General features: G+C 66.0%; 25 protein-coding genes. 14 read left to right on the top strand and 11 right to left on the bottom strand.

Annotation, left to right across the window (positions count from 1 at the left end; all coding sequences use genetic code 11):
* Window positions 1–17 precede the first annotated feature (17 nt).
* Genes QM467_RS15470 through QM467_RS15460 form a run of 3 tightly spaced genes read left to right on the top strand, consistent with a single transcriptional unit; the run spans window position 18 to window position 2567 of the window.
* Window positions 18–1211: an aminotransferase class I/II-fold pyridoxal phosphate-dependent enzyme gene (locus QM467_RS15470; RefSeq protein WP_283367241.1), complete on the top strand. Its 1194-nt coding sequence runs from the start codon at window positions 18–20 to the stop codon at window positions 1209–1211.
* Window positions 1208–1837, top strand: a complete 630-nt coding sequence (locus QM467_RS15465; RefSeq protein WP_283367240.1) for an alpha/beta fold hydrolase — start codon at window positions 1208–1210, stop codon at window positions 1835–1837. Before QM467_RS15470 ends, QM467_RS15465 begins: the two co-directional genes overlap by 4 nt.
* Window positions 1827–2567 (top strand): methyltransferase domain-containing protein, encoded by a 741-nt coding sequence (locus QM467_RS15460; protein ID WP_283367239.1) that lies wholly within the window; start codon window positions 1827–1829, stop codon window positions 2565–2567. The genes QM467_RS15465 and QM467_RS15460 overlap by 11 nt, the downstream gene beginning before the upstream one ends.
* On the opposite strand, the gene QM467_RS15455 is transcribed toward QM467_RS15460, so the two are convergent.
* Complete coding sequence (locus tag QM467_RS15455) at window positions 2564–3445, bottom strand: Dyp-type peroxidase (protein WP_283367238.1); 882 nt, start codon at window positions 3443–3445, stop codon at window positions 2564–2566. The two genes, QM467_RS15460 and QM467_RS15455, sit on opposite strands and share 4 nt — an antisense overlap.
* A gap of 82 nt (window positions 3446–3527) precedes the next feature.
* On the bottom strand, window positions 3528–3905 hold the full coding sequence (locus QM467_RS15450; RefSeq protein WP_283367237.1) for a HesB/IscA family protein: 378 nt from the start codon (window positions 3903–3905) through the stop codon (window positions 3528–3530).
* A gap of 168 nt (window positions 3906–4073) precedes the next feature.
* Between QM467_RS15450 and QM467_RS15445 the strand changes: the two genes are divergently transcribed.
* From QM467_RS15445 to QM467_RS15425, 5 genes are read left to right on the top strand one after another with little or no spacing between them, the layout of a single operon-like run.
* Entirely contained in the window at window positions 4074–4676 is a 603-nt protein-coding gene (locus tag QM467_RS15445) for an anthranilate synthase component II (protein ID WP_283367236.1), read from the top strand.
* A gap of 5 nt (window positions 4677–4681) precedes the next feature.
* Window positions 4682–5734, top strand: coding sequence for an anthranilate phosphoribosyltransferase (gene trpD, locus QM467_RS15440; protein ID WP_283367235.1), 1053 nt, complete (start codon window positions 4682–4684; stop codon window positions 5732–5734).
* 16 nt (window positions 5735–5750) lie between these two features.
* Window positions 5751–6563 (top strand): indole-3-glycerol phosphate synthase TrpC, encoded by an 813-nt coding sequence (gene trpC, locus QM467_RS15435; protein WP_283367234.1) that lies wholly within the window; start codon window positions 5751–5753, stop codon window positions 6561–6563.
* On the top strand, window positions 6560–7051 hold the full coding sequence (moaC, locus tag QM467_RS15430) for a cyclic pyranopterin monophosphate synthase MoaC (RefSeq protein WP_283367233.1): 492 nt from the start codon (window positions 6560–6562) through the stop codon (window positions 7049–7051). Before trpC ends, moaC begins: the two co-directional genes overlap by 4 nt.
* 11 nt (window positions 7052–7062) lie before the next feature.
* Complete coding sequence (locus tag QM467_RS15425; RefSeq protein ID WP_283367232.1) at window positions 7063–8286, top strand: molybdopterin molybdotransferase MoeA; 1224 nt, start codon at window positions 7063–7065, stop codon at window positions 8284–8286.
* 165 nt (window positions 8287–8451) lie between these two features.
* Here QM467_RS15425 and QM467_RS15420 read toward each other — a convergent pair whose 3' ends face one another.
* From QM467_RS15420 to QM467_RS15390, 7 genes are all read right to left on the bottom strand, one after another.
* The gene (locus QM467_RS15420) at window positions 8452–10050 is read right to left on the bottom strand and encodes a LysM peptidoglycan-binding domain-containing M23 family metallopeptidase (RefSeq protein ID WP_283367231.1); all 1599 of its coding nucleotides are present in this window, start codon (window positions 10048–10050) and stop codon (window positions 8452–8454) included.
* Between the two features lie 179 nt (window positions 10051–10229).
* Window positions 10230–10922, bottom strand: a complete 693-nt coding sequence (locus QM467_RS15415) for a protein-L-isoaspartate O-methyltransferase family protein (RefSeq protein ID WP_283367230.1) — start codon at window positions 10920–10922, stop codon at window positions 10230–10232.
* 7 nt (window positions 10923–10929) lie between these two features.
* Complete coding sequence (surE, locus tag QM467_RS15410) at window positions 10930–11682, bottom strand: 5'/3'-nucleotidase SurE (protein WP_283367229.1); 753 nt, start codon at window positions 11680–11682, stop codon at window positions 10930–10932.
* 76 nt (window positions 11683–11758) lie between these two features.
* Window positions 11759–13180 (bottom strand): serine--tRNA ligase, encoded by a 1422-nt coding sequence (gene serS / locus QM467_RS15405; protein WP_283367228.1) that lies wholly within the window; start codon window positions 13178–13180, stop codon window positions 11759–11761.
* Window positions 13181–13208: 28 nt separating this feature from the next.
* Window positions 13209–13979 carry a twin-arginine translocase subunit TatC gene (tatC, locus tag QM467_RS15400; protein WP_283367227.1) on the bottom strand — a complete coding sequence of 257 codons (771 nt, stop codon included), beginning with the start codon at window positions 13977–13979 and terminating at the stop codon, window positions 13209–13211.
* Window positions 13976–14428, bottom strand: a complete 453-nt coding sequence (gene tatB / locus QM467_RS15395) for a Sec-independent protein translocase protein TatB (RefSeq protein ID WP_283367226.1) — start codon at window positions 14426–14428, stop codon at window positions 13976–13978. The genes tatC and tatB overlap by 4 nt, the downstream gene beginning before the upstream one ends.
* Window positions 14429–14552: 124 nt before the next feature.
* On the bottom strand, window positions 14553–14789 hold the full coding sequence (locus QM467_RS15390) for a twin-arginine translocase TatA/TatE family subunit (RefSeq protein ID WP_283367225.1): 237 nt from the start codon (window positions 14787–14789) through the stop codon (window positions 14553–14555).
* A gap of 326 nt (window positions 14790–15115) precedes the next feature.
* Here QM467_RS15390 and accB point away from each other — a divergent pair, with 326 nt between their 5' ends.
* The 4 genes from accB (at window position 15116) to aat (ending at window position 18626) form a co-directional block, all read left to right on the top strand.
* Complete coding sequence (accB, locus tag QM467_RS15385) at window positions 15116–15631, top strand: acetyl-CoA carboxylase biotin carboxyl carrier protein (protein WP_283367224.1); 516 nt, start codon at window positions 15116–15118, stop codon at window positions 15629–15631.
* A gap of 100 nt (window positions 15632–15731) precedes the next feature.
* Complete coding sequence (gene accC, locus QM467_RS15380; protein ID WP_283367223.1) at window positions 15732–17093, top strand: acetyl-CoA carboxylase biotin carboxylase subunit; 1362 nt, start codon at window positions 15732–15734, stop codon at window positions 17091–17093.
* Window positions 17094–17525 (top strand): hypothetical protein, encoded by a 432-nt coding sequence (locus QM467_RS15375; protein WP_283367222.1) that lies wholly within the window; start codon window positions 17094–17096, stop codon window positions 17523–17525. It begins immediately after the preceding gene.
* A gap of 429 nt (window positions 17526–17954) precedes the next feature.
* On the top strand, window positions 17955–18626 hold the full coding sequence (gene aat, locus QM467_RS15370) for a leucyl/phenylalanyl-tRNA--protein transferase (protein ID WP_283367221.1): 672 nt from the start codon (window positions 17955–17957) through the stop codon (window positions 18624–18626).
* Between the two features lie 13 nt (window positions 18627–18639).
* Here aat and QM467_RS19930 read toward each other — a convergent pair whose 3' ends face one another.
* Window positions 18640–19569 (bottom strand): DUF2155 domain-containing protein, encoded by a 930-nt coding sequence (locus QM467_RS19930; protein WP_446737786.1) that lies wholly within the window; start codon window positions 19567–19569, stop codon window positions 18640–18642.
* Window positions 19569–19976: an NADH:ubiquinone oxidoreductase subunit NDUFA12 gene (locus QM467_RS15360; protein ID WP_283367220.1), complete on the bottom strand. Its 408-nt coding sequence runs from the start codon at window positions 19974–19976 to the stop codon at window positions 19569–19571. The genes QM467_RS19930 and QM467_RS15360 overlap by 1 nt, the downstream gene beginning before the upstream one ends.
* A gap of 137 nt (window positions 19977–20113) precedes the next feature.
* Between QM467_RS15360 and QM467_RS15355 the strand changes: the two genes are divergently transcribed.
* Window positions 20114–20488 (top strand): CidA/LrgA family protein, encoded by a 375-nt coding sequence (locus QM467_RS15355; protein ID WP_283367219.1) that lies wholly within the window; start codon window positions 20114–20116, stop codon window positions 20486–20488.
* Window positions 20485–21225, top strand: coding sequence for an LrgB family protein (locus QM467_RS15350; protein ID WP_283367218.1), 741 nt, complete (start codon window positions 20485–20487; stop codon window positions 21223–21225). Before QM467_RS15355 ends, QM467_RS15350 begins: the two co-directional genes overlap by 4 nt.
* Window positions 21226–21542: the final 317 nt, after the last annotated feature.

The raw sequence follows: 21542 nt of genomic DNA, 5'->3' as shown, positions 1-21542 counted from the left end.
TATCAGAATGGCGGCAAATGGCAAAAACAGAGATTTACCGAGCCTATTGCGAAGCTCGCGCCGCGCAGAACCGCCTGCGCCAGTTGCAGGACGCGACTCTCGCGCCCGGCGGACGCATTTGGCGCGGCGGACGCGAACTCGTCAATTTCGCCAGCAATGATTATCTCGGCCTGAGCCAGCATCCGGCCTTGACCGAGGCTGCTTGTTCTTTCGCGCGAAAATATGGCGCCGGCGTCGCCGCCTCGCGTCTCGTGACCGGCGAGAACCCGGCCTTCGCCGCGCTGGAGGCCCGCCTCGCCGCCGCCAAGAACCAGCCCTCAGCCCTCGTGCTTGCCGCTGGATACCAGACCAACCTGACCGCCGTCGCCGCGCTGGCCGACAGGGAGGTCGCGGGCCGCCCCGTGAGCATTTTGGCCGACCGGCTGGCGCATCATTCGCTGCTGCAGGGCGCGCTGCTCTCCGGCGCGCGGCTGATGCGCTTCCAGCACAATGATTGCGACCACCTCGAAAGCCTTTTGCGCGTCCGCAGCGCCAAGGGCGATTATTGTGTCATCCTCACCGAAAGCGTGTTCGGCATGGATGGCGACCTCGCCGATCTTGGCCGCATCGGCGCCTTGGCCAAAGAATTCGGCGCCCTGCTCTATGTGGACGAGGCCCATGCGACCGGCGTGTTCGGCGCTCGCGGGTTCGGACTTTGCGAGGACTTCGCGGAAGTGGTCGATGTCGCCATGGGCACGTTCGGCAAGGCGCTCGGCGGCTTCGGCTCCTATCTCGCCTGCGCGGCGGACATTCGCGAATTTCTGGTCCAGCGCTGCGGCGGGCTGGTTTACAGCACCGGCCTGCCGCCCGCCGCGCTGGGCGCCATCGACGCCGCGCTGAGCCTGGTCCCGAATATGGCCCAGGAGCGCAAAGACCTCTTGGCGCTCGCGGAAAAGCTGCGCGGCGCGCTCGCGGCCCAGGGCTGGAATTGCGGGGCCAGCGCGAGCCAGATCATCCCAGTCATCGTCGGCGGCGAGGCCGAGACCTTGGCGTTGGGGGCGGAGCTGGAGCGGCGCGGCATGCTCGTCGGCGCAATCCGGCCGCCGACAGTGCCGCAAGGCTCCAGCCGGCTGCGTGTTTCGCTCAGCGCGGCGCATCGCCCGGAGGACATCGACGCGCTGGCGGCCGCTCTGGCCGAATTTGCGCCGCGTTACGCCGGGGTGGAGGCGTGAGGCTTGTGTTTGTCCACGGCTGGGCGCTGGGGCCGGAGATCTGGGACGCGCTTGCGCCTCTGCTCGGCGAATATGCGCAGGCGCGGGTCAATCTCGGCTATTTCGGCGCGGCGGAAATCCCAGCCTTACAGACGGGCGACATTTTGGTCGGCCATTCCGCCGGGCTGCTCTGGGGCTTGCGCCAGAAGCGCGATTGGGCGGGCGTCGTCGCCATCAATTCCTTCGCGCGCTTCTGCCTCGACGCGCATGGGCGCGGCTGCGTCCGCCCGGCGGCGCTGCGCGCCATGCGGCTCTCGCTTGAACGCGACCCGCAGGACTGCGCCGACGCCTTTCGCCGCTCGCTCGGGATTGCGCCCGCGGGCGGCGCGGCGCAAAAGGAGCGCCTGATGGAAGGACTGGATTTGCTGGGCGGCTTCGACGCGACGTCCATTCTGGGCGGCAGACCCTGGCTCGTGCTGGGCGCGGAGGACGATTTTCTCGCGCCCTCGACCGCCGCGCGCGATCTGGCCGCGCAATCGGGCGGCGCGCTGGCGTTGAGCGCAACGGGCGGTCATGGCCTGCCCTGGACGGCGCCGGCGTTCTGCGCCCGACCGATCGGAGAATTTTTGCGCGCCCATGAATTCTGACCCCGCCAACGCCTCCATTGTCGCGGCCTTTGATGCGGCGGCGCAGAGCTATGACGCGCTGACGCAGGTCCAGCGCGACGTGGCGCGCGCCCTCGTCGCGCGAGCGGCGAAGGAATTTTTCGCGCCCAGGACAATTCTCGACCTTGGCGCGGGCACCGGCCATGTGTCCGAACTGGCCTTGCGGCAATGGCCACACGCGGAACTGACCGCGCTCGACGCGGCGCCCGCCATGCTGGCGCGACTGCGGGCCAAATTCCCGCAGGTCGCAACGATCCGGCGCGACGCCGCGCGTCTCGACGGCGTCGGGCGCTATGACCTTATCCTGTCGAGTATGATGCTGCATTGGCTGGACGCGCCGCGCGACGCGCTGGCGCATTGGCGTGGCCATCTGGCGCCGGGCGGACTGCTCTGCGTCGCGGCGCCTGTCGTGGGCAGTCTTCGCGAATGGCGCGACTTCGCGCGCACTGCCGGGATCGAGGACGGACTTTGGGCCTTCCCGCCGGAGGATTTCGCCGACGGCCTTGGCGCGACGGTCGAAATATCGGACTTTCCGGCCGAATATCGCGACGCCCGGGTCTTCCTGCGCGCCCTGAAAGGCTCCGGCGCGCATAAATCGCGGCCGGGCGCGCTGCCCGCGCCTGCGGGCGCGCTGCGCCGCCTGCTGGCGCAGCGCAGCGACCCGTTCAAGGCGACGTTCCGCATCGCCTTGCTAAGCCTGCAGGCGGACTAAAGCCCGAGCAGGGAGAGATCGAGGCGGCCGCCCTTGGTCGGGGGCGCAAGATAATAGCCGCCATTGACGGGGCGCGAGAAGGTGAAGAGCGCGTCCGCGATCCCATCCTCCAGACCCGCCATGCGCTCCAACATCCGCTCGAACGGATCGAACGAGGCGCCATAGGCGATGAATTCCAGCCCCTGCCCCTCATTCGAGGCCCAGGGCTGCGAGCGGCGCCACATGAAGGCTTCCGGGGCGAACGATTCCTGCGCCGTGCGCTTGACGTGGGAGCTTGCGGGCGCATCGGGCAATTCCGCATTGTCCTTGAGGCGGCGGCCGATCACGTTGTCGCGATGGTCTTGCGAATGAGCGTTGAATCGCGCCAGATCATGCGCCCAGCGCTGGACCGCGACGAAACTGGAAAAAGGCGTCGGACTGTCCGCGCCGGCGATGGCCACCCCCATGCGCTTGTCCGGACCGGGGTTTTCCGTGCCGTCCTCATAGCCGGTCAGGTCGCGTCCGCCGGCATAGGTGAAGGTGTCGATGGCGTCGGCCAGTTCGAAGCTCTCGCCGATCAGGGCCGCGACCTTCTGCGACAGGTCGAAGATCTCGCCACGGCTGGCGCCGCGCAAAAAAATCCACAAGGCGTGCTGGTTCGAGGGAATGGTCGCGGCGCCGCTCGCCATGGGCGGGAACATGCGGAGGCCCGGTATTTCCCTGCCCAGAGCCAGAGCCAGCGGCTCGCCGAAGGCGACGACGCCCCGGGCCGGATCAAACCCTTCCGCCAGACGCCTCAAGGCCGGCGCCGGATCGCTCTCGAACCGGATCGCATAACTCGCGGAACGGCCGTTTTCGGGCGTCGGGCTCAAGATGGACGGCTGAAAGGTCAGACTCATGCGCGGCTCCGAAAAAGCGAAGCAATTCACCTAGCTTTAGCGGAACCTTATGACAAAAACGCCGTGACAAAAAGCCACTGGATCAGGCCGAGAATTCCTCAAGAACCTCCGGCGCGGCGGCGGTCAGCGAAACGGATTCGCCACAACCGCAGGAGCCCGTTTCGTTCGGGTTCTGGAAGGTGAAGGTGGCCGACAGCTTGTCGGTGACGAAATCCATTCGCGCGCCGATCAGGAACAGCACGGCCTTGGGCTCCACCAGCACTTTGGCGCCCTTGTCCTCGACGACGGATTCGCCGGGAAGCGCCGCCTCGGCCAGTTCGACGACATAGGACATGCCGGCGCAGCCGCCGTTCTTCACCCCGACGCGCAGCCCAATGGCCTTGCCGCCGGCGTTTTCGACCAGCTTCTTGACCCGCGCCGCGGCGGCGTCGGTGATTTCCATCAGGGGGCGAACGGCCATCGCATGTCCTTTCAACCGGCTGAACCGCCAGCGAAACATAACTGAATGGAAGATATAGCATCGCCTGCCCGGCGTTTAAAGGCTCGCATTGACTTCGCCGGGCCTCGCGCTCCATACAGGGCGCGTCAGGCCCGGACCGGGCAAAGGTCTTCCGGGCAGAGGTTTGCTATGATATCCGTCACCCTGATCGACAATTACGACTCCTTCACCTTCAATCTGGTGCATTACCTCGGCGCGCTCGGCGCGAATGTGAAGGTTCTGCGCAACGACCAGGCGAGCGTCGAAGAGATCGTCGGCGAGGATCCGGATTGCATCGTCCTGTCGCCCGGCCCCTGCACCCCCCATGAAGCGGGCGTCTGCCTCGACTTGATTCGGGAAGCCAGCGCGAAAATCCCGATCTTCGGCGTGTGCCTCGGCCATCAGGCGATTGGCGAGGCCTTCGGCGGCGAGGTCGTGCGCGCGCCTTCGCCCATCCATGGGAAGATCGCGGATATTTTCCACGAAGGCGAAGCCGTCTTTCACGGCCTGCCCAGCCCCTTCAAGGCCACCCGCTATCATTCGCTGGTGGTGCGCCGCGACTCGCTGCCAACCGAACTCGCCGTGACCGCCCACACCTCCGATGGCCTGATCATGGGCCTCAGCCATCTCATCCGCCCCACCCATGGCGTGCAGTTCCACCCCGAGAGCATCGCCTCCGAACATGGCCACGCCCTGCTGAGCAATTTCCTCGATCTGGCCAAAAGCTGGAACGCGGCCAAGCGTCCCAGGTGACGAACGTGACCGACGTCGAAGCCTTCAAGCCCTTCCTCGCCAAGATCGCCTCCGGCGCGCGCCTCACGCGCGAAGAGGCCGAGGCCGCCTTCGACCTGCTGCTGTCCGGCCAGTCCACGCCAGCGCAGACCGGCGCCTTTCTGATGGGCCTGCGCGCGCGTGGCGAGACGCTCGACGAAATGACCGGCGCGGTTGCAACGATGCGCGCGAAGATGCTGAAGGTCCGCGCGCCCGAGGGCGCCGTCGACATTGTCGGCACAGGCGGCGACGGCGCGCAGACCTATAATATCTCAACGCTCGCGGCGATCATCGTCGCCGCCTGCGGCGTTCCCGTCGCCAAGCACGGCAATCGCGCCGCCTCCTCATTGTCCGGGGCGAGCGACGTGCTGTCCCAGCTGGGCGTCCGCATCGGCATCGCGCCTGAAATCATCGAGCGCAGCCTGCGCGAGGCCCAGATCGGCTTCATGACCGCGCAGGCCCATCACGCGGCCATGGCCCATGTCGCGCCTGTGCGCCGCGAACTGGGCGCCCGCACCCTGTTCAACCTGCTCGGACCGCTCTCCAACCCCGCCGGCGTCCGCCGCGCCCTGATCGGCGTCTATTCCGAAGCGTGGATGGCGCCCATCGCCGAGACGCTGAAAAGCCTCGGCGCAGAGGTCGTCTGGGTCGTTCACGGCGCCGATGGGCTCGACGAGATCAGCACGACGGGACCGACCAAGGTGCTGGCGCTGGAGCATGGCGCGTTCCGCAAATTTGAAATTACGCCTGAGGAAGTCGGCCTAAAGCGTTCTACACTCAGTGATTTACGTGGTGGAGACCCAACCCATAACGCCGCTGCGCTGCGGGAGGTGCTGGACGGCGCGAAAAACGCCTATCGGGACATCGCCGCGCTCAACGCCGCCGCCGCTCTGGTTGTGGCGGGCAAGGCCGCCGATCTCAAGGCCGGACTGGCGCTCGCTGAAGCGGCGCTGGACAGCGGCAAGGCGCGCGCCACGCTGGAAAATCTGATAAGAATTTCCAACGAGAGCGCAAGCGCAGGTACACAGGCGCCGAAATAGACGCTAAGGTCGAAACATGTCGGACATTTTGAAGAAAATTGAAGCTTATAAGCGGACCGAGATCTCCGAAGCCAAGGTCCGCGTGCCCTTTGCGACGCTCGAGCGCAAGGCCCATGACCGCGACCCGCCGCGAGGCTTCCTGCGCGCCATCGAGGCCAAGGTCGAGGCCGGCCTGCCTGCGCTGATCGCGGAAGTGAAAAAGGCCAGCCCGTCCAAGGGCCTGATCCGCCCCGAGTTCGACCCGCCCGCCCTCGCCCGGGCCTATGAAGCCGGCGGCGCCGCCTGTCTTTCCGTCCTCACCGACACGCCGTCCTTTCAGGGCAAGCTCGACGATCTCACCGCCGCGCGCGACGCGACCCATCTGCCGGCGTTGCGCAAGGACTTCCTGTTCGATCCCTATCAGGTCTATGAGGCGCGCGCCGCCGGGGCCGACTGCATCCTCATCATTCTCGCCTGCGTCAGCGACCGCGAGGCGCAGGCGCTCAACGCTGCGGCCCATGACCTCCACATGGACGTGCTGGCGGAAGCCCATGACGAAGCCGAACTTGACCGCGCTCTGGCGCTCGAAACGCGCCTTGTCGGAATCAATAACCGCAACCTGCGCGATTTCAGCGTCTCGATCGAAACCAGCGAAAGGCTGGCCGCGCGCGCGCCGAAGGACCGGCTGATCGTCGCCGAAAGCGGCATCGGCTGCCATGCCGACATCGCCCGCCTGCAGAAATCCGGCGTCAATGTCTTCCTGGTCGGGGAATCCCTGATGCGCCAGCCCGACCTGCGCGAGGCGACGCACAGCCTTCTGACCGGCGCCACGGCCGCCCAGCCGGCATGACGGCCGAAAAACCGGGCCTCACCCATATCAATGCGGCGGGCGAGGCGCATATGGTCGACGTCTCGGCCAAGCCGCGCACCGAGCGCCAGGCCGTCGCGCGCGGCGCCGTGGTCATGGCGCCCGAAACTCTTGCGCTCTGCCTCTCCGGCCAGGCAAAAAAAGGCGACGTCTTCGCTACCGCCCGAATCGCGGGCATTATGGCCGCCAAGCGCACGCACGAGCTGATCCCGCTATGCCACCCGCTCAACCTGACCAAGGTGGAAGTCGAGATCGCGCCGGATGAAACCCTGCCCGGCGTGCGCGTCGCGGCGCGCACGAAAGTGCTTGGCGAAACCGGCGTGGAAATGGAGGCGCTGACCGCCGTCTCCGTCGCCTGCCTGACAATCTACGACATGCTCAAGGCCGCCGACCGCGCCATGCGGATCGAAGGAATCGTGCTGGCTGAAAAGACCGGCGGAAAATCGGGCGACTATTTCCGCGCCGAATGAGTTTCTCCCCGATGAGTGAAAAGAAGCCGATCCTTTCCGTTGACGAGGCCCTCGCGCAGATCCTCTCCGAGGCGAATGGGCCGCTGGCCGTCATTGACAAGCCGCTCTCCAATTGTTTCGGCGCGACGCTGGCGCAGGACGTCTTCGCGCGGCGGACGCAGCCTCCCAAGGCGCTGTCGGCCATGGACGGCTATGCCTTGCGAGCCGCCGACGCCTTCGCCGGCCCGCTGCGGATTGTCGGGGACTCCATCGCCGGGCGCGGTTTCCTGGGTTCTTGCGGTCCCGGCGAAGCGGTGCGGATCTTCACGGGAGCGCCCATGCCGGCGGGAGCCGACAGCGTTCTCATCCAGGAGGACGCCCGCCGCGACGGCGACAGCCTGAGCGCAACAACGCCCGTCGCAGCCGGCGCCAACGTCCGCGCGGAAGGCGTTGATTTCCGCACTGGCGAGATTCTCCTGCGGCGCGGCCGCCGCCTCAGCCCTGCCGATGTCGCCCTCGCCGCCACCGCCGATCATGCGACCCTGCCCGTCGCCCGCAAGCCGCGCGTCGCGGTGCTCTCGACGGGTGATGAACTGGTAGCGCCCGGCGCGCCGCGCGGCGACGACCAGATCGTCGCGTCCAACGCCTTCGCTGTGCTCGGCCTCGTGGAGTCGGCGGGCGGTGAGGCGTTCGATCTCGGCATCGTTCCTGACCGGACGGACGAGATCGAGGCGGCCATCGCGCGGGCGCGGCGCGAAGGCGCCGATATTCTCGTCACCATCGCCGGCGCCTCAGTCGGCGACCGCGATCTCGTTCGCGAGGCGTTGGGCCGCGAAGGCATGGCCCTGAGCTTCTGGAAGGTCAATATGAAGCCCGGCAAGCCCCTCATCCACGGCCAGATCGGCCCAATGCGGGTGGTCGGGCTGCCGGGCAACCCGGCCTCCGCTTTCGTCTGCGCCGAATTGTTCCTGAGGCCGCTGATCCGGGCGCTCTCCGGCGATCCGCTGGCCGGTTCGGATCGCAGCGAACCGGCGCTCGCGGGCGCGGCCCTGCCCGCCGGCGGCGCGCGCCGCGAATATATCCGCGCCAGTCTCGAACGCGACAATGAAGGGCGCTTCGTCGCCACGCCGCTGCCCGATCAGGATTCGTCCCTTACTTCGGCGCTGGCCGCGTCCGGGGCGCTCCTGATCCGCGAGGCGAAGGAGCCCCGATGCGCGAAGGGCGAATTCGTTCGCATTCTGCGACTGATTCCTTGAATTAGATCGGCCCTGAAATGGATCGGGGCGGCGTGGGCCTGTCATTGGACCCCGCCGCCCCGTTGCTTTCCCGGCCGTGTCTCGCGGTTAGGGAAAGAACTCTTGTTATTCTTACTGATCACGACCCGTCGCGATGAGCTTCAGCCTCACCGATGACAACCGGTATTACAGACCCGCCAGATAGGACGAGGGATCGACCGGCTTCGAGCCCTTGCGCAGCTCGAAGTGCAGCTGCGGCGAGGACACATTGCCGCTCTGGCCCGACAGCGCGATGGTCTGGCCGCGCTTGACGGTGTCGCCGCGCTTGACGTTGATCGCGCCATTATTGGCGTAAGCGGTCACGAAGCCATTGGGATGGCGAATCAGAACCAGATTGCCATAGCCTTTGAGTTCGCTACCAGCGTAAGCGACGACGCCATTTTCAGCGGCCTTGACCTGGGTGCCTTCGGGCACTGCGATATTGATGCCGTCATTGCCGCTCGAACCGAAGCCCTGAATGACGCGGCCGCGAGCGGGCCAGCGGAATTCGGGATTGGCCGAGTCGCTCGGCGCGACGGCGGACGTCGAGGCGGGCTGCAGGCTGGCGGTGGCCTCGGCGTCGACCTTGGACTCAGCCTTGGCGACCTTGGTCGTCTCGGCCTTGACGGGAGCGACGACAGCGGCGGCAGTCGTCGCAGACTGAGCCGCAGCCGGCTTGGCCTGGGTGGCCGCGGCTGTGGCGACGGCGACTGTCTTGGCGGTAGCAGCCGCGGGGAGTCCCTTCACCTGGGCGAGCGGCGCGACGGCCGCAACCTTGGCGGCGGTCTTCTTCGCAGCGTCGGCGGCGGCGGTGGCCGAAGCTGTCTTGGCGGCGGCCTTTTTCGCGGCGTCCGCTGCGGCGATTTTGGCGGCTTCCGCTTGAGCGGCCGCGGCCTTTTCAGCCTTGGCCTGCGCCAGCTTGGCGCGCTTGTCGGCCGCAAGCGCCGCAGCGTCGAGCTTGGGCGCTGCGAGCGTCGGGGCGGCGCGCCTGACCTGATCCACCTCCTCGCCAACCAGCGATTTGCTGGCGAGACGCGGCGCAACTGGCGCAGCGACGGCTTGCGGCGCAGGTCTTGAAACGGCGGGCGCGGCGGCGGTCCGCGCGCCATTGGCGCGATAGACAGGGATCACCAGCCGGGCGCCGGGCTGAACCTGCGAGCGCGAGGAATAGCCGTTCAGCTGCAGCAGCGCGTCGGTCGGCACGCCAAAACGCTGGGCGATGTTTTCGGCGCTCTCGCCCTGAGCCACGACGACGGGCGTGCCGCCTTCCGAGGTCCAGCCGCCGACAGAGTTCGGCGCGGAACGCGCAATCGCCGCAGGCCTGGCAGCCGAGGGGGCGAAGACGGGCGCGGCGGCGATCGGCGCGGAAAAGGATGGAGCGCTCGGCGCGGCGAGCGGCGCGCTGGCGATCGGCGCTGGCGGAACGGGGCGTTGAACAATCGGAGCCTGCGCGGCGGCGGGACGCGCGGCGTAAGGCGGACGCGCCGGCTGGGCGGCGGAATTGTCGTCGAATGGCCGGAACGCTTCCTTGAAGAAGTCGCCGAATTGCGACGACTGCGGCGCGGGCGCCGTCGTAACCGACCCTGTCGGGGTCTTGTCGAGCCGCGGGAGACTGCTGCTGCTGAAAGGAGACCCGAATGTATTGCCGAACTGGCCGGTCTCGGAGCAACCGCCGAGCATGATCGTGGCCACGCCGATCAGGGCCACCCGGAACGCCCCTCCGGAAGATTTTACCCTATCCCTCATCACGCATCCCACCCACGCTGAAACCAACATGAGCATTAGAAACAATCTGAGTTAAAGGAGCGTTTAAGATGAATCGATATTCAGAAAATAGGGCGCGATTAGGATTTGATTAGGCCTAACGCCAAGGCGCCAATGAATGACCTCTGAAAATGCGCCTTGGCCTCGGCCGGACCAATGTTTCAATGGTTCGGAAAAAGGCCGCGCAACAGGTTCTGCGCGCGCCAGGGGCCAAGAACCTCGGTCCTCACGCCCTCCCCGCCCGCGCGGGTCTGGCGGATCAGCTCGCAGGCGCCGCGATCCGCCGCCCGGCGCGGCGCGACCAGCACGCCGCCCTCGCCCAGCGCCCCGGACAGATTGGGCGGAACCTCTTCCAACGCGCCATGAATGAGAATGCGGTCGAACAGCCCCAAGGACGGCGAGATCTCGAAACCGTCGGCCCAGACGACCGCGACATTGCGCGCGCCAAGCCGCTCCAGCCGCGCGCGGGCCTCCTGCGCCAGTCGTTCGAAACATTCCAGGCTCACAACCTCGCGCCCGAGCAGCGACAAGGCCTTGGCCGAATAGCCCGAGCCGGCGCCGATTTCGAGGATGCGGCTGTCGGGACGCGGCGCCAAAGCCGCGATCATCCGTGCGAGCGCGGAAGGGGCTTCCATGGTCTGGCCGAAGGCGAGCGGCACGGCGACGTCGCGCATGGCGAGATCAATATAGGCCGGGCCGACGAAATTCTCGCGCGGCGCGCTCTCCAAGGCCCGCAGCAGCGGCAGGTCGGCATAGCCCTGCGCCCGAAGCCGCAGCAGCAATTGCGCCTTGGCCTCCGCCCGCGCCTGCGCCGAAGCCAGAATCACCGAAGAGGCGGCGGAAAGCGGCCCCATGAGCGCCTCACACGAAGGTTTCTGCGAAATGATCGAGCGCCGGCCGGTCCGTCAGGTCGAGCCGCAACGGCGTCGCCGAGATCCGCTTCTGGGCGACGGCTTCGAGATCGGTGCCTTCGCCCGGCAAAAAGGTCGGCCGTTCGAAGGCGATCCAGTAATAGGGATTGCCGCGACCGTCGAAGCGCGCCTCGATCTTCATCAATTCCTGCTCGCGGCGCCCCTGACGCGCCAGCGAAACGCCCTGCACCTGATCGGGCGCACAGGCGGGAAAGTTGAGGTTCATCAGCACGCCGGTCGGCAGGCCCCGCGCCATGATCTTGCGAATCAGGCCGGGCGCATGGGTCTCGGCGCATTCCCAGAATACGCCGTCCGGCGAATAGCACTGCGACAGGGCGATCGAGGGGATGCCGAGCAGCGTGCCCTCCATCGCGCCCGCGATGGTGCCGGAATAAGTCACGTCCTCGGCGACGTTCTGGCCCTTGTTGACGCCGGACAGCACGAGATCGGGCGGATTGTCAATCATCAGCTTTCGGACGCCCATGATGACGCAATCGGTCGGCGTGCCCTTCACGGCGTAATGGCGGTCGGTGATCTTGCGCAGGCGCAGCGGATCGGACAGCGAAAGCGAATGCGCGACGCCGGACTGGTCGGTCTCCGGCGCCACCACCACCACGTCGTCGGACAGGGCCTTGGCGACGCGCTCCAGCACTTTGAGCCCGGGCGCATGAATGCCGTCGTCATTGGTGATGAGAATGCGCATGTCCGCCCGCCCGATTCTAAACCCCGCCGCCTCGCCTTATCATGCGGGCGGGCGCGGGAAACAGTCATTGCGCGGCTCAGGCGGGAAGAATCTTTTCCAGCCCGCCCATATAGGGCCGCAAAACCTCCGGCACGCTCACCGAGCCGTCCGGGTTCTGATAATTCTCCAGCACCGCCACCAGAGCGCGGCCCACCGCGACGCCCGAACCGTTGAGCGTATGGACGAAGCGCGTGCCTTTGCCCTCAGTGGGGCGATAGCGCGCGTTCATGCGCCGGGCCTGGAAATCGCCGCAGACCGAGCAGGAGGAAATTTCGCGGTAGCGGTCCTGCCCCGGCAGCCAGACCTCGATGTCATAGGTCTTCTGCGAGGCGAACCCCATGTCGCCCGTGCAGAGCGCCACGACGCGATAGGGCAGCCCGAGCCGCTTCAGAACTTCCTCGGCGCAGGCGGTCATGCGCTCGTGCTCGGCCAGGGATTGTTCCGGCGTGGTGATGGACACCAGTTCGACCTTCGAAAACTGATGCTGGCGGATGATGCCGCGCGTGTCGCGCCCCGCGGCGCCCGCCTCGGCGCGGAAGCAAAGCGTGCCCGCCGTCATGCGCAGCGGCAGCGCGGATTCGTCGAGGATCTGCTCGCGGACCAGATTGGTCAGCGGCACTTCCGCTGTCGGAATGAGCCAGAAATGATCGGTCTCGAAGGAATCCGCCCTGGGCGTCGCCGCGACCTGCGCCACGAGATCGCCGCCCGCCTCGGCCACGGCCTCGACGCCAGCCAGCGCATCTTTCAGGCCTTCGACGCCCAGCAGACCCAGCGCGGCGAACTGGTCGTCCTTGAATTTCGGCAATTGCGCCGTGCCGAACATGGCGGCGTCGCGCACCAGCACGGGCGGCGCGACCTCCTGATAGCCATGCTCGTCCGTGTGGAGATCAAGCATGAACTGGGCGAGCGCGCGCTCAAGCCGCGCCAGCTTGCCCTTGAGGACCACGAAACGCGCGCCGGAAAGCCGGGCCGCCGCCTCGAAATCCATCAGGCCGAGCGCCTCGCCAATCTCGAAATGCTCCTTCGGCTTGAAGCCTTCCGGAAAGACCGGCTTGCCGCCAACGCAACGCAATTCGACATTGTCGTCCTCGTCGGCGCCGGGCGGAACCTCGGCCAGCGGCCGGTTCGGGATGGCCGCGAGTTCGGTCTCCAGCGCCAGAATCGCATTGCGTTCCTCGGCCTCGATCGCGCCCATCGAGCTTTTCAGCTCGGCGACTTCCTGCTTGAGCCTGTCGGCGAGGGCCGCGTCCTTGGCCTTCATCGCGGCGCCGATTTCCTTCGACGCGGCGTTGCGGCGCTCCTGCGCGCTCTGCGCCTCGGCGATAGCGGCGCGGCGGGCGTCGTCCAGCGCGATCAGGCGGTCCAGCAGCGCGTCGGCGGCAATTTCGTCAGGCTTGCGGCGCAGCAGATCGGCGCGAAAGCCCTCGCGGTCGTCGCGGATCGATTTGATGTCGTGCATGGGCGGCTCGAAATTCCAGCGAGAAAGATCAGTCGGCGGAGGCGGGACGATTTTTCTCGATCAGGCCCACCACGAAAACCGCCCCTTCGTAAAGAAGCAGCATCGGAACGACAAGGGCGCACATGGAAATCAGGTCCGGCGGGGTCAGGATGGCCGCGACCACGGTGATCAGGACAATGGCGTAACGCCGCTTTTCCCGCAGGAAGGCCTGGTCGATAATTCCGATATGGCCGAGCAGCGTAAGAATCACGGGAAGCTGGAACGCAGCGCCGAAGGCGAAGATCAGAGTCATGATCAGCGAGAGATATTCGCTGACCTTGGGCAGCAGTTCGATCGTCGCCTCGCCCTTCACGCCGAGTTGCTGGAAGCTCACCGAGAAGCGGATGAGAAAGGGCATGACCATGTAATAGACCAGCAGCGCGCCCAGGAAAAAGAAGGCCGGCGTCGCCAGCAGATAAGGCGCGAAGGCCTGCCGCTCGTGAGAATAAAGCCCCGGCGCGACGAATTTGTAGATCTGCAGGGCGATGATCGGAAAAGCGATGAAGGCCGCGCCAAACATCGATAATTTGAGCTGGGTGAAGAACTGCTCGAGGAAATGGGTCGCGATCAGCTTGGCGTTTTCGGCCCCGACCACAGAGACATAAGGCCCCAGCAGGATGTTGTAGATGTCGTGTGAGAAATAGAAGCAGAAGGCGAAGGCGACGAGGAAGGCGAGCAGCGCCTTGATCAGCCGCGCGCGCAATTCGACCAGATGCTCGATGAGCGGCGCCTTGGTGGAGTCGATGTCCGCCTGCGTCATGGCGCGCTCCCCTGGCCAGGCTTGGAAGCTTCGGGCAAAGGCGACGGTTCGGGCAAGGGCTCAGGCAAAGGCGCGGGCTGGGGCATGGGAACCGGCGCTGGGGTGTGAGCCGGTTCCGGCGAAGCCGCCTCGATTGCCGGCGACTCAGGTCCGGTCGCTTCCGTCGCCGCCGGCGTCTCGACCTTGGTCTCCAGCATGTCGGCGACATGTGAGAAAGCGTCCTCGACGGAGGCCTTCTGCTTGAGATTGTGCAATTCGTCCTTGATTTGCGACAGCTCCGCCTCGCGGAGGGCCTCGCTGAACTGGCCCTGGAAATCAGAAGCCATGCGCCGCGCCTGCCCGATGATGCGGCCAAGCTGCCGCAGGGCGTTGGGAAGGTCCTTGGGCGGAATGAAAATCAGGGCCACGACGCCGATCAGCAGTAGCTTGCCCACATCGAAATCGAACATCGAGCCCTCTCTGGCAATCGCGCGGCGCCTGCCGATCGCTCAGGGGTAAGTGACCGTCAAATCAAATGTTTGACACGATTTTCCGAGAGTTCGCCTCAAGAACCGGCCTCAAGGACGCTACGGCTCAGCCGACCTTGTTGGCGTCGCGCTGGGCGTCGACGGTCGCCGGCGTCTGGTGCTCGATCGTGCGCGGCGGCTCCCCGGGCTTGGCCGGGGCCTCCTCGTCGGACAGCCCCTTCTTGAAGGACTTGATGCCCTTCGCGACGTCGCCCATGATTTCGGAGATTTTGCCCTTGCCGCCGAAAAGGATGAGCACCACGACACCCAGCAGCAGCAGATGGGGCAAGGAGAAACTGCCCATGACCACAAACCTTTCGAAACCCGATTGAACGCGAGGGATCGCGCGTGTTGCGGCAAACCTAGTGCGCCGCATCGGCAAAAACAAGCCGCGCCGAAATATGGGGATATTTATGGCCAAGAAGGCGCCGAAACGATGACTCTTTCAAAGCCATGCTAAAAAGCTTATGACCGGACGCTGAGAATCGTCACAATTTTCGAAATGAAGCTGCGAATCGAAACCAGGAATAGAAACAGGGGCCGGCCGACCCGCGCCGAGGCCGCCCGAGACGGCGCTTCGGATTGGGCGCCAGAAATCCGAACCCGCCCCATAGCCAAGGCCGATTAAGAATGAGTAGAACCAGCTCCTCCGCCATCAAGCCCGCCCGTTCCGGCGAGACCGGCGAGAAGATCGACGCGAAACTCGTCCGCGAAATAGCGACCTTGCTGAGCGAAACCGACCTCACCGAAATCGAGGTCGAAAAAGGCGATCTGCGCATTCGCGTGGCGCGTCAGGCCACGGCGCCCGCTCCCGTTTATGCGACGGCGCCTGCGCCCCTCGCGACGCCGGCCGCGGTTGCGGCCCATCCAGTTGCCGCGCCAGCCGAGGCGCCCGTCGCGCTCGCGGACAACGCCGACGCGCTCAAATCGCCGATGGTTGGCACCGCCTATCTGCGGCCGAGCCCGGATTCGAAGCCCTTCATCGAAATCGGCACCCATGTCACTGCCGGGCAGAAGGTCCTGTTGATCGAGGCCATGAAGACCTTCAACGACATTGTCGCGCACAAGTCGGGCGCCATCACCGCCATTCTGATCGAAGACGCGCAGCCGGTCGAATATAACCAGCCGCTGCTCGTCATTTCCTGACAGCCGCGCGCGGCCAGGATGCTGGCGGCGCGCCCGCATCGGAACAGGGGCAGGGATTCGCGGAAATCTCCTCGGCGGCGGCGTAAAAAATGAGAACAAGATGTTCGAAAAGATCCTGATCGCGAATCGCGGCGAAATCGCCCTTCGTATCCTTCGCGCGGCGAAGGAGCTGGGCATCGCCACCGTCGCGGTGCATTCCACCGCCGATGCGGAAGCCATGCATGTCAAGCTGGCCAACGAATCGGTGTGCATTGGCCCGCCCGCCGCGCGCGATTCCTATCTCAACATTCCTGCCCTGTTGGCGGCCTGCGAGATCACGGGAGCCGACGCCGTCCATCCCGGCTACGGCTTCCTGTCGGAAAACGCCAAATTCGCCGAAATCCTCGCCGATCACGGCATCGCCTTCATCGGCCCCAAGGCCGAGCATATCCGCATCATGGGCGACAAGATCGAGGCCAAGCGCACCGCGCGGGCGCTCGGCATTCCCTGCGTGCCCGGTTCGGAAGGCGGCGTGACCGACGACGACGAGGCCATGAAGGTCGCGCTGGAGATCGGCTTTCCGGTGCTGGTCAAGGCGGCCGCCGGCGGCGGCGGCCGCGGCATGAAGGTCGCGCGCACGGCTGTCGATCTGCCCGATGCGCTTTCGGTCGCCCGCACGGAGGCCAAGGCGGCCTTCGGCGACGACGCGGTCTATCTCGAGAAATATCTCGAAAAACCGCGCCATATCGAGATTCAGATTCTCGGCGACGGCCGGGGCAATGCGGTGCACATCGGCGAGCGCGACTGTTCATTGCAGCGACGCCACCAGAAGGTGCTGGAAGAGACCCCCTCGCCCGCGCTGAACCAGGACGAACGCAACCGCATCGGCGAAATCTGCGCCGAGGCGATGCGCAAGCTTTCCTATTCCGGCGCCGGCACCATTGAATTCCTTTACGAGAACGGCGAGTTCTATTTCATTGAAATGAACACGCGCATCCAGGTCGAGCATCCCATTACCGAGATGATCTCCGGGCTGGACCTGCTGGTGGAGCAGATCAAGATCGCGGCGGGCGCGCCGCTCAGCTTCACACAGTCCGATCTCGAATTGCGTGGCCACGCCATCGAATGCCGCATCAACGCCGAGAATCCGGTCACGTTCCGGCCCTCGCCCGGCAAGATCCTCTATTTTCACCCTCCCGGCGGCGTCGGCGTCCGCGTCGATTCGGCGGTCTATCAGGGTTATACGATCCCACCCTATTACGATTCGCTGCTCGGCAAGCTGATCGTGCAGGGCCGCACCCGCATCGAGGCTCTGATGCGCCTGCGCCGCGCGCTGGATGAATTCATCGTCGACGGCATCGACACGACCCTGCCCCTGTTCCGCACCCTGGTGCGCAACGCCGACATTCAGGACGGCGCCTATGACATCCATTGGCTGGAGCATTTCCTTGCCGCCGGCGGCATGGACGACCCGGAAACCTGAGTGCGCCTGATCGCGACCCTCGTCGCAATTGTCGCGCTGGCCGGCGCAGCCTTCTGGCTGTTCCGAACGGCGAACACGCCGGTTCCCGCGCTGATCGCGGGCCTTCCCGACGACGGGCTGCGCGGCGCGCCCTGTCCGGCGCGCTCGCTTTATGAACAGGACGCCCGCCGGAAACAGGGCGTTCGCCCGCCCGCCGCGCTCGGCGAGGTCTTGCGCAAGAATTTCCCACTCGGCTCCGACGCCGGAGCGCTGGAAGCGCGGCTGAAACTGGAAGGCTTCGCGCTGTTCGCGCCCTGCCCCAATGACGAGAGCGTTCTGGGCGCCCGATGGCTGAGCCCGAGCTGGGGCCAGCCCGACGCCTATGTCTATTGGCGCGCCGACGGCGCCGACAAGCTCATCTTCCTCGACGGCCACATCATCAAGACGAACTGACCGCACCGATCAGGCCCGCTCCAGCCGGAACAGCGGCTCGCGGCTGGGCGAAATCGTCGCAGTTCCAATCGGCAGAACAGGCTTGTCATCGATGAGGGCGATGCGATAGCGGGCCTGGAAATGCGACGGTATTTCTCCGCCGCCTCGTTGCGCGCATGGCGCGCCCCGGCGGGATCGCTGACCAACAGCACGTCGGCGCAAAAAGGCGCGAGCGCCAGACTGGCGCCTCGAAGGCCTCGCGCGGCCAGGTAGAAAGCTTGTTGCGGACGCCAATCCGCCGCGCGACCAGTGGCGGCGGCCTCCGCTGCGGCACAGGCAAGGTGGGCGGGACCAGCGGCGCCGCCTGTAACATGTGAAATAAGCCTTTGGCATTGTTTCCGTCTGCGAAATCAAGCTTGTCGCGGCGGCGGTCGAGTACGAGAATAAGCCATGCGCCCGCGCCAGCCCAAGTCCGAACCGATCACACCGCGCATTCTCCTGCGCGCCTATGCCGCGGGCTTGTTTCCCATGGCTGAGGACGCCGGGGACGACGCGTTGTTCTGGTTCGACCCCAAAGAGCGCGGCGTGTTCCCGCTGGATGGGTTGATCGTCTCGAAAAGCCTCGCCAAGACGATTCGCGCGAAGAAATTCGAGATCCGTATCGACCAGGATTTCAACGGCGTGCTGGCCGGTTGCGCGGAAAGCCGCCCGGGTCGTGAAAACACCTGGATCAACGCCACGATCGCCCAGTTGTTCGGGCAATTGTTCGAACTGGGATTCGTCCACACGATCGAGGCCTGGCGCGAGGGCGAACTGGTGGGCGGGCTTTATGGCCTGGCGCTCGGAGGCGCCTTTTTCGGCGAAAGCATGTTCCACCGCGTCACGGACGCCTCAAAGGTCTGCCTCGCCTATCTGGTCGCGCGGCTGCGTCGGGGGGGCTTCACGCTGCTCGACGCGCAATTCATCACGCCGCATCTGGAGAGCCTTGGCGCGGTGGAAATTTCCCGCGACGAATATCGCCACAAGCTCGAAGCCGCCTTGAAGATCCAGGGCGATTTCACGCGGCTTGACCCGCTCTTGCCGCCCGGGAAGGTGCTCGCTCTCGTGCGCAACGGCACCTGAGCGCCGCCCATCGCTAGCGGAAGAACGGAATTTTCTCCAGCAGCTCCTGCGGGCCCGACGGCTTTTGCTGCGGCGGCTGCGGCGCCGGAGCCGCAGAGGGGGCCGCCGGCGCGGCGGTTCCGCCGGCCGGGGGCGCGGCGTTCGGGTCGATGGGCGGCTTGCGCTTCGGCTTCGGCGGCTTGGGCGCGGGCGGCGGCGGGGCGTCGCCGGGGGCGCCAAAGCCCTGATCGGGCGCGGCGGGCGCGCTCTGGTCATTGGCGGGCGCCCTCGTCCTCGGAGCTCCGGGCGGCGGTCCCACTTCGATCGGGGCGCCAAGGCCGTCCGGCGAACCATTCCCATTGGCCGGAGCATTGGTCGGGCGATCGTCGGCCGGCGGCGGCGCGTCAGAATTGGTCGGCGGCAGACTATCCATGGTCGGTTCGACCGGTTCCTGCGGCTCGATCGTGCGCCGGGGCTTTTTCGCGGCGGCGCCGTCTTTCGCCGGCGAGGCGTTGGCGGGCGGCGGCGCATTGGGATTGGGCTGGGCGTTGGCCGGCGAGGCCGTGACATCGACGCCGCCTTTGCAATCCTTCAGCCAGACGTCATACACCGGATGCTCGACGCCGTGCAGGCCGGGGCTGGCGGCGAACATCCAGCCGGAAAAGATCCGCTTCGAGGTCCGGGCGGCGTCGATCTCGTCCACCTCGACGAAACCCTCCGTCAACGGCGCCTCGGTCTGCGGCCGCGTCAGGCAGACCCTGGGCGTGATCTGGAGCGTGCCGAATTGCACCGTCTCGTCGATCGCGACGTCGAAGGAAATGATGCGGCCGGTGATCTTGTCGAGTCCGGCGAATATGGCGGTGGGATGGCGCACCTGATCCGCGCGCGCCCCTGCGGGGGCCAGCAGCGCCGCGCCCAGAGCGCAGAAAAACGACCGGGAGACGAAGGACCGGGAAAAGCGCATCAGGCCTCTGGCGACCAGGCCTGATAATCGCCGGTGGCCTGCGGCCGCGCGCCGGCGGAGAGGGTCGAACCCTGCGGCCGCCAGGCGTTCGGCGTGCCGGTCTGGTTGGGCGCGTAGGGCTTCTCCCACTCGCGCGGCTTGTAATCCGCCTCGGCGGGAAGTTCGTCGCTCGTGTGGTGGAGCCAGCCGTACCAGCCGGGCGGAATCTTGGAGCCTTCGGCCTCGCCCTTGAAGATCACCCAACGGCGGTTGAAGCCGAGCGCCGGGTCGATCTTGCCATCGCGCCAACGGTAATAGACATTGCCGAACTGGTCTTCGCCGACGCGCTCGCCATGCCGCCAAGTGTGCAGCCGCGTTCCGAGCGACTGCTCATTCCACCAGGTGAATGTTTGGACGAGCCATTTCATCGCGCTAAATCCCGTTTCAGTCCGGCCTGACTCCGATCGCGGCGGACTATGGCCGCGTCGGGCGCTTCTGTCCAGTCGTTCATTGTTCTAGAGTGGCGCGTCCCCAAGCAAAATCTGATTCCGCCCCGGAGGGAAAAATGATCGCCGCTTTCGCCGGCATATTCGGCTGCCAGTTGCTGGGCGAGTTCATCGTCCGCGCCTTCGCCCTGCCCCTGCCCGGCCCCGTGCTCGGCATGTTCCTGCTTTTCGCGGCCCTCGTGGCGCGCGGCGGCGGCAGCGGCAAGGGCGGCGGGAACAACGCGGACGTTCCCAAACAGCTTGGCGCCGCCGCCGATGGACTGCTTGGCCATTTGTCCCTGCTGTTCGTGCCCGCTTCGGTCGGCCTGATGCGCTATTTCGACCTGCTCGTCGCCAATGCGCTGACACTTGTCCTGGCCCTTTCCATCTCCACGGCGCTGGCCATGGCCGCGACGGCCCTCACCTTCCGCCTGCTCGCCGGCGCCAAGTCATGATTCCCATTCCCGCGCTGCTCGCGCCCCATCCCGAAGTCTGGGTCTATCTGTCGACCAGCCCGCTCTCGTGGCTGACGCTGACCCTCCTCGCCTTTATCGTCGCAGACCACATTTCGGTGGCGTTCAACCGCCATCCGGCGGTCAATCTGGTCGCTCTGGCCACGATTTTCATCATTGTCGCGCTCAAGGCGACCGGGACCAATTACGAGACCTATTTCGCCGGGGCGCAATTCATCCATTTCCTGCTCGGCCCGGCCACCGTCGCCCTCGCCGTGCCGCTCTACCGGAACTTCGAGCGCGTGCGCGCGACCGCCCTGCCAATCGCCGCCTCGCTCTGCGTTGGCTCTGTGGTGGCGATCGTCAGCGTAGTGGCTATCGCCAAGCTGCTCGGCGCCTCGCATGAGATCGCGGCGTCTCTGGCGCCGAAATCCGTGACCTCGCCCATCGCCATGGGCTTGTCGGAGCGACTTGGCGGCGCGCCGTTCCTCACCACCGCCCTGGTCATGGCGACTGGCATTTTCGGCGCGATGATTCTCTCGCCACTGATGAAGCTGCTGCGAATCAAGGACCCCGCCGCCATCGGCATGGCCGCCGGGCTCGCCTCGCACGGCGTCGGCGCAGCCCGCGCCTTTCACATCGATTCGACAGCGGGCGCCTTCGCTGGAATCGCCATGGGGCTCAACGGCGCCCTGACCAGCGTGATTCTGCCGATTCTCCAGCCCTGGCTGGGACTGTGAGGCCGCTAGGCCAAGTCGCGGCAAAATGCAAAATTTTCTTAAGAATTTATTGAACTTGTCCCCAGAATCCCCAAATTGTAGTGGGATGCGTAAAATCCAACACTATATCTTGACGCCTCACTAGCGCCGGCGTTAGCTTCAATCATCCCGGCGACGCAGCCAGCGCTCCCCACGGGTTGAAGAATCGGCGCAACCGGTTCCAGCCTCGCGGGTTCAGCGGAAATGGCGGCGACGCGCCGGGATGTGACGGACGCGCGCTCCTTTAGGGCGGCGGTCTTGCGCTGCTTTCATTCCTTGGCGTGTCGTTTGCCGCGTTC

This window comes from Rhodoblastus sp. 17X3 (genome assembly GCF_030056575.1).
GTDB lineage: Bacteria > Pseudomonadota > Alphaproteobacteria > Rhizobiales > Beijerinckiaceae > Rhodoblastus.
The sequence above is the reverse complement of the archived record's forward strand: the minus strand, read 5'-3'. Positions and strand labels throughout refer to the sequence as shown.

Excerpts from the sequence above, each read along its gene's own strand:
- QM467_RS15470 (WP_283367241.1), top strand. The coding sequence starts at position 18 with ATGGCAAAAACAGAGATTTACCGAGCCTATTGCGAAGCTCGCGCCGCG.
- trpC (WP_283367234.1), top strand. The coding sequence starts at position 5,751 with ATGTCGGACATTTTGAAGAAAATTGAAGCTTATAAGCGGACCGAGATC.
- accC (WP_283367223.1), top strand. The coding sequence starts at position 15,732 with ATGTTCGAAAAGATCCTGATCGCGAATCGCGGCGAAATCGCCCTTCGT.
- QM467_RS15350 (WP_283367218.1), top strand. The coding sequence starts at position 20,485 with ATGATTCCCATTCCCGCGCTGCTCGCGCCCCATCCCGAAGTCTGGGTC.
- aat (WP_283367221.1), top strand. The coding sequence starts at position 17,955 with ATGCGCCCGCGCCAGCCCAAGTCCGAACCGATCACACCGCGCATTCTC.
- QM467_RS15455 (WP_283367238.1), bottom strand. The coding sequence starts at position 3,445 with ATGAGTCTGACCTTTCAGCCGTCCATCTTGAGCCCGACGCCCGAAAAC.
- accB (WP_283367224.1), top strand. The coding sequence starts at position 15,116 with ATGAGTAGAACCAGCTCCTCCGCCATCAAGCCCGCCCGTTCCGGCGAG.
- tatB (WP_283367226.1), bottom strand. The coding sequence starts at position 14,428 with ATGTTCGATTTCGATGTGGGCAAGCTACTGCTGATCGGCGTCGTGGCC.
- QM467_RS15450 (WP_283367237.1), bottom strand. The coding sequence starts at position 3,905 with ATGGCCGTTCGCCCCCTGATGGAAATCACCGACGCCGCCGCGGCGCGG.
- QM467_RS15445 (WP_283367236.1), top strand. The coding sequence starts at position 4,074 with ATGATATCCGTCACCCTGATCGACAATTACGACTCCTTCACCTTCAAT.
- moaC (WP_283367233.1), top strand. The coding sequence starts at position 6,560 with ATGACGGCCGAAAAACCGGGCCTCACCCATATCAATGCGGCGGGCGAG.
- tatC (WP_283367227.1), bottom strand. The coding sequence starts at position 13,979 with ATGACGCAGGCGGACATCGACTCCACCAAGGCGCCGCTCATCGAGCAT.
- QM467_RS15460 (WP_283367239.1), top strand. The coding sequence starts at position 1,827 with ATGAATTCTGACCCCGCCAACGCCTCCATTGTCGCGGCCTTTGATGCG.
- serS (WP_283367228.1), bottom strand. The coding sequence starts at position 13,180 with ATGCACGACATCAAATCGATCCGCGACGACCGCGAGGGCTTTCGCGCC.
- QM467_RS15355 (WP_283367219.1), top strand. The coding sequence starts at position 20,114 with ATGATCGCCGCTTTCGCCGGCATATTCGGCTGCCAGTTGCTGGGCGAG.
- QM467_RS15415 (WP_283367230.1), bottom strand. The coding sequence starts at position 10,922 with ATGGGGCCGCTTTCCGCCGCCTCTTCGGTGATTCTGGCTTCGGCGCAG.
- QM467_RS15360 (WP_283367220.1), bottom strand. The coding sequence starts at position 19,976 with ATGAAATGGCTCGTCCAAACATTCACCTGGTGGAATGAGCAGTCGCTC.
- QM467_RS15420 (WP_283367231.1), bottom strand. The coding sequence starts at position 10,050 with ATGAGGGATAGGGTAAAATCTTCCGGAGGGGCGTTCCGGGTGGCCCTG.
- QM467_RS15425 (WP_283367232.1), top strand. The coding sequence starts at position 7,063 with ATGAGTGAAAAGAAGCCGATCCTTTCCGTTGACGAGGCCCTCGCGCAG.
- QM467_RS15390 (WP_283367225.1), bottom strand. The coding sequence starts at position 14,789 with ATGGGCAGTTTCTCCTTGCCCCATCTGCTGCTGCTGGGTGTCGTGGTG.
- QM467_RS19930 (WP_446737786.1), bottom strand. The coding sequence starts at position 19,569 with ATGCGCTTTTCCCGGTCCTTCGTCTCCCGGTCGTTTTTCTGCGCTCTG.
- surE (WP_283367229.1), bottom strand. The coding sequence starts at position 11,682 with ATGCGCATTCTCATCACCAATGACGACGGCATTCATGCGCCCGGGCTC.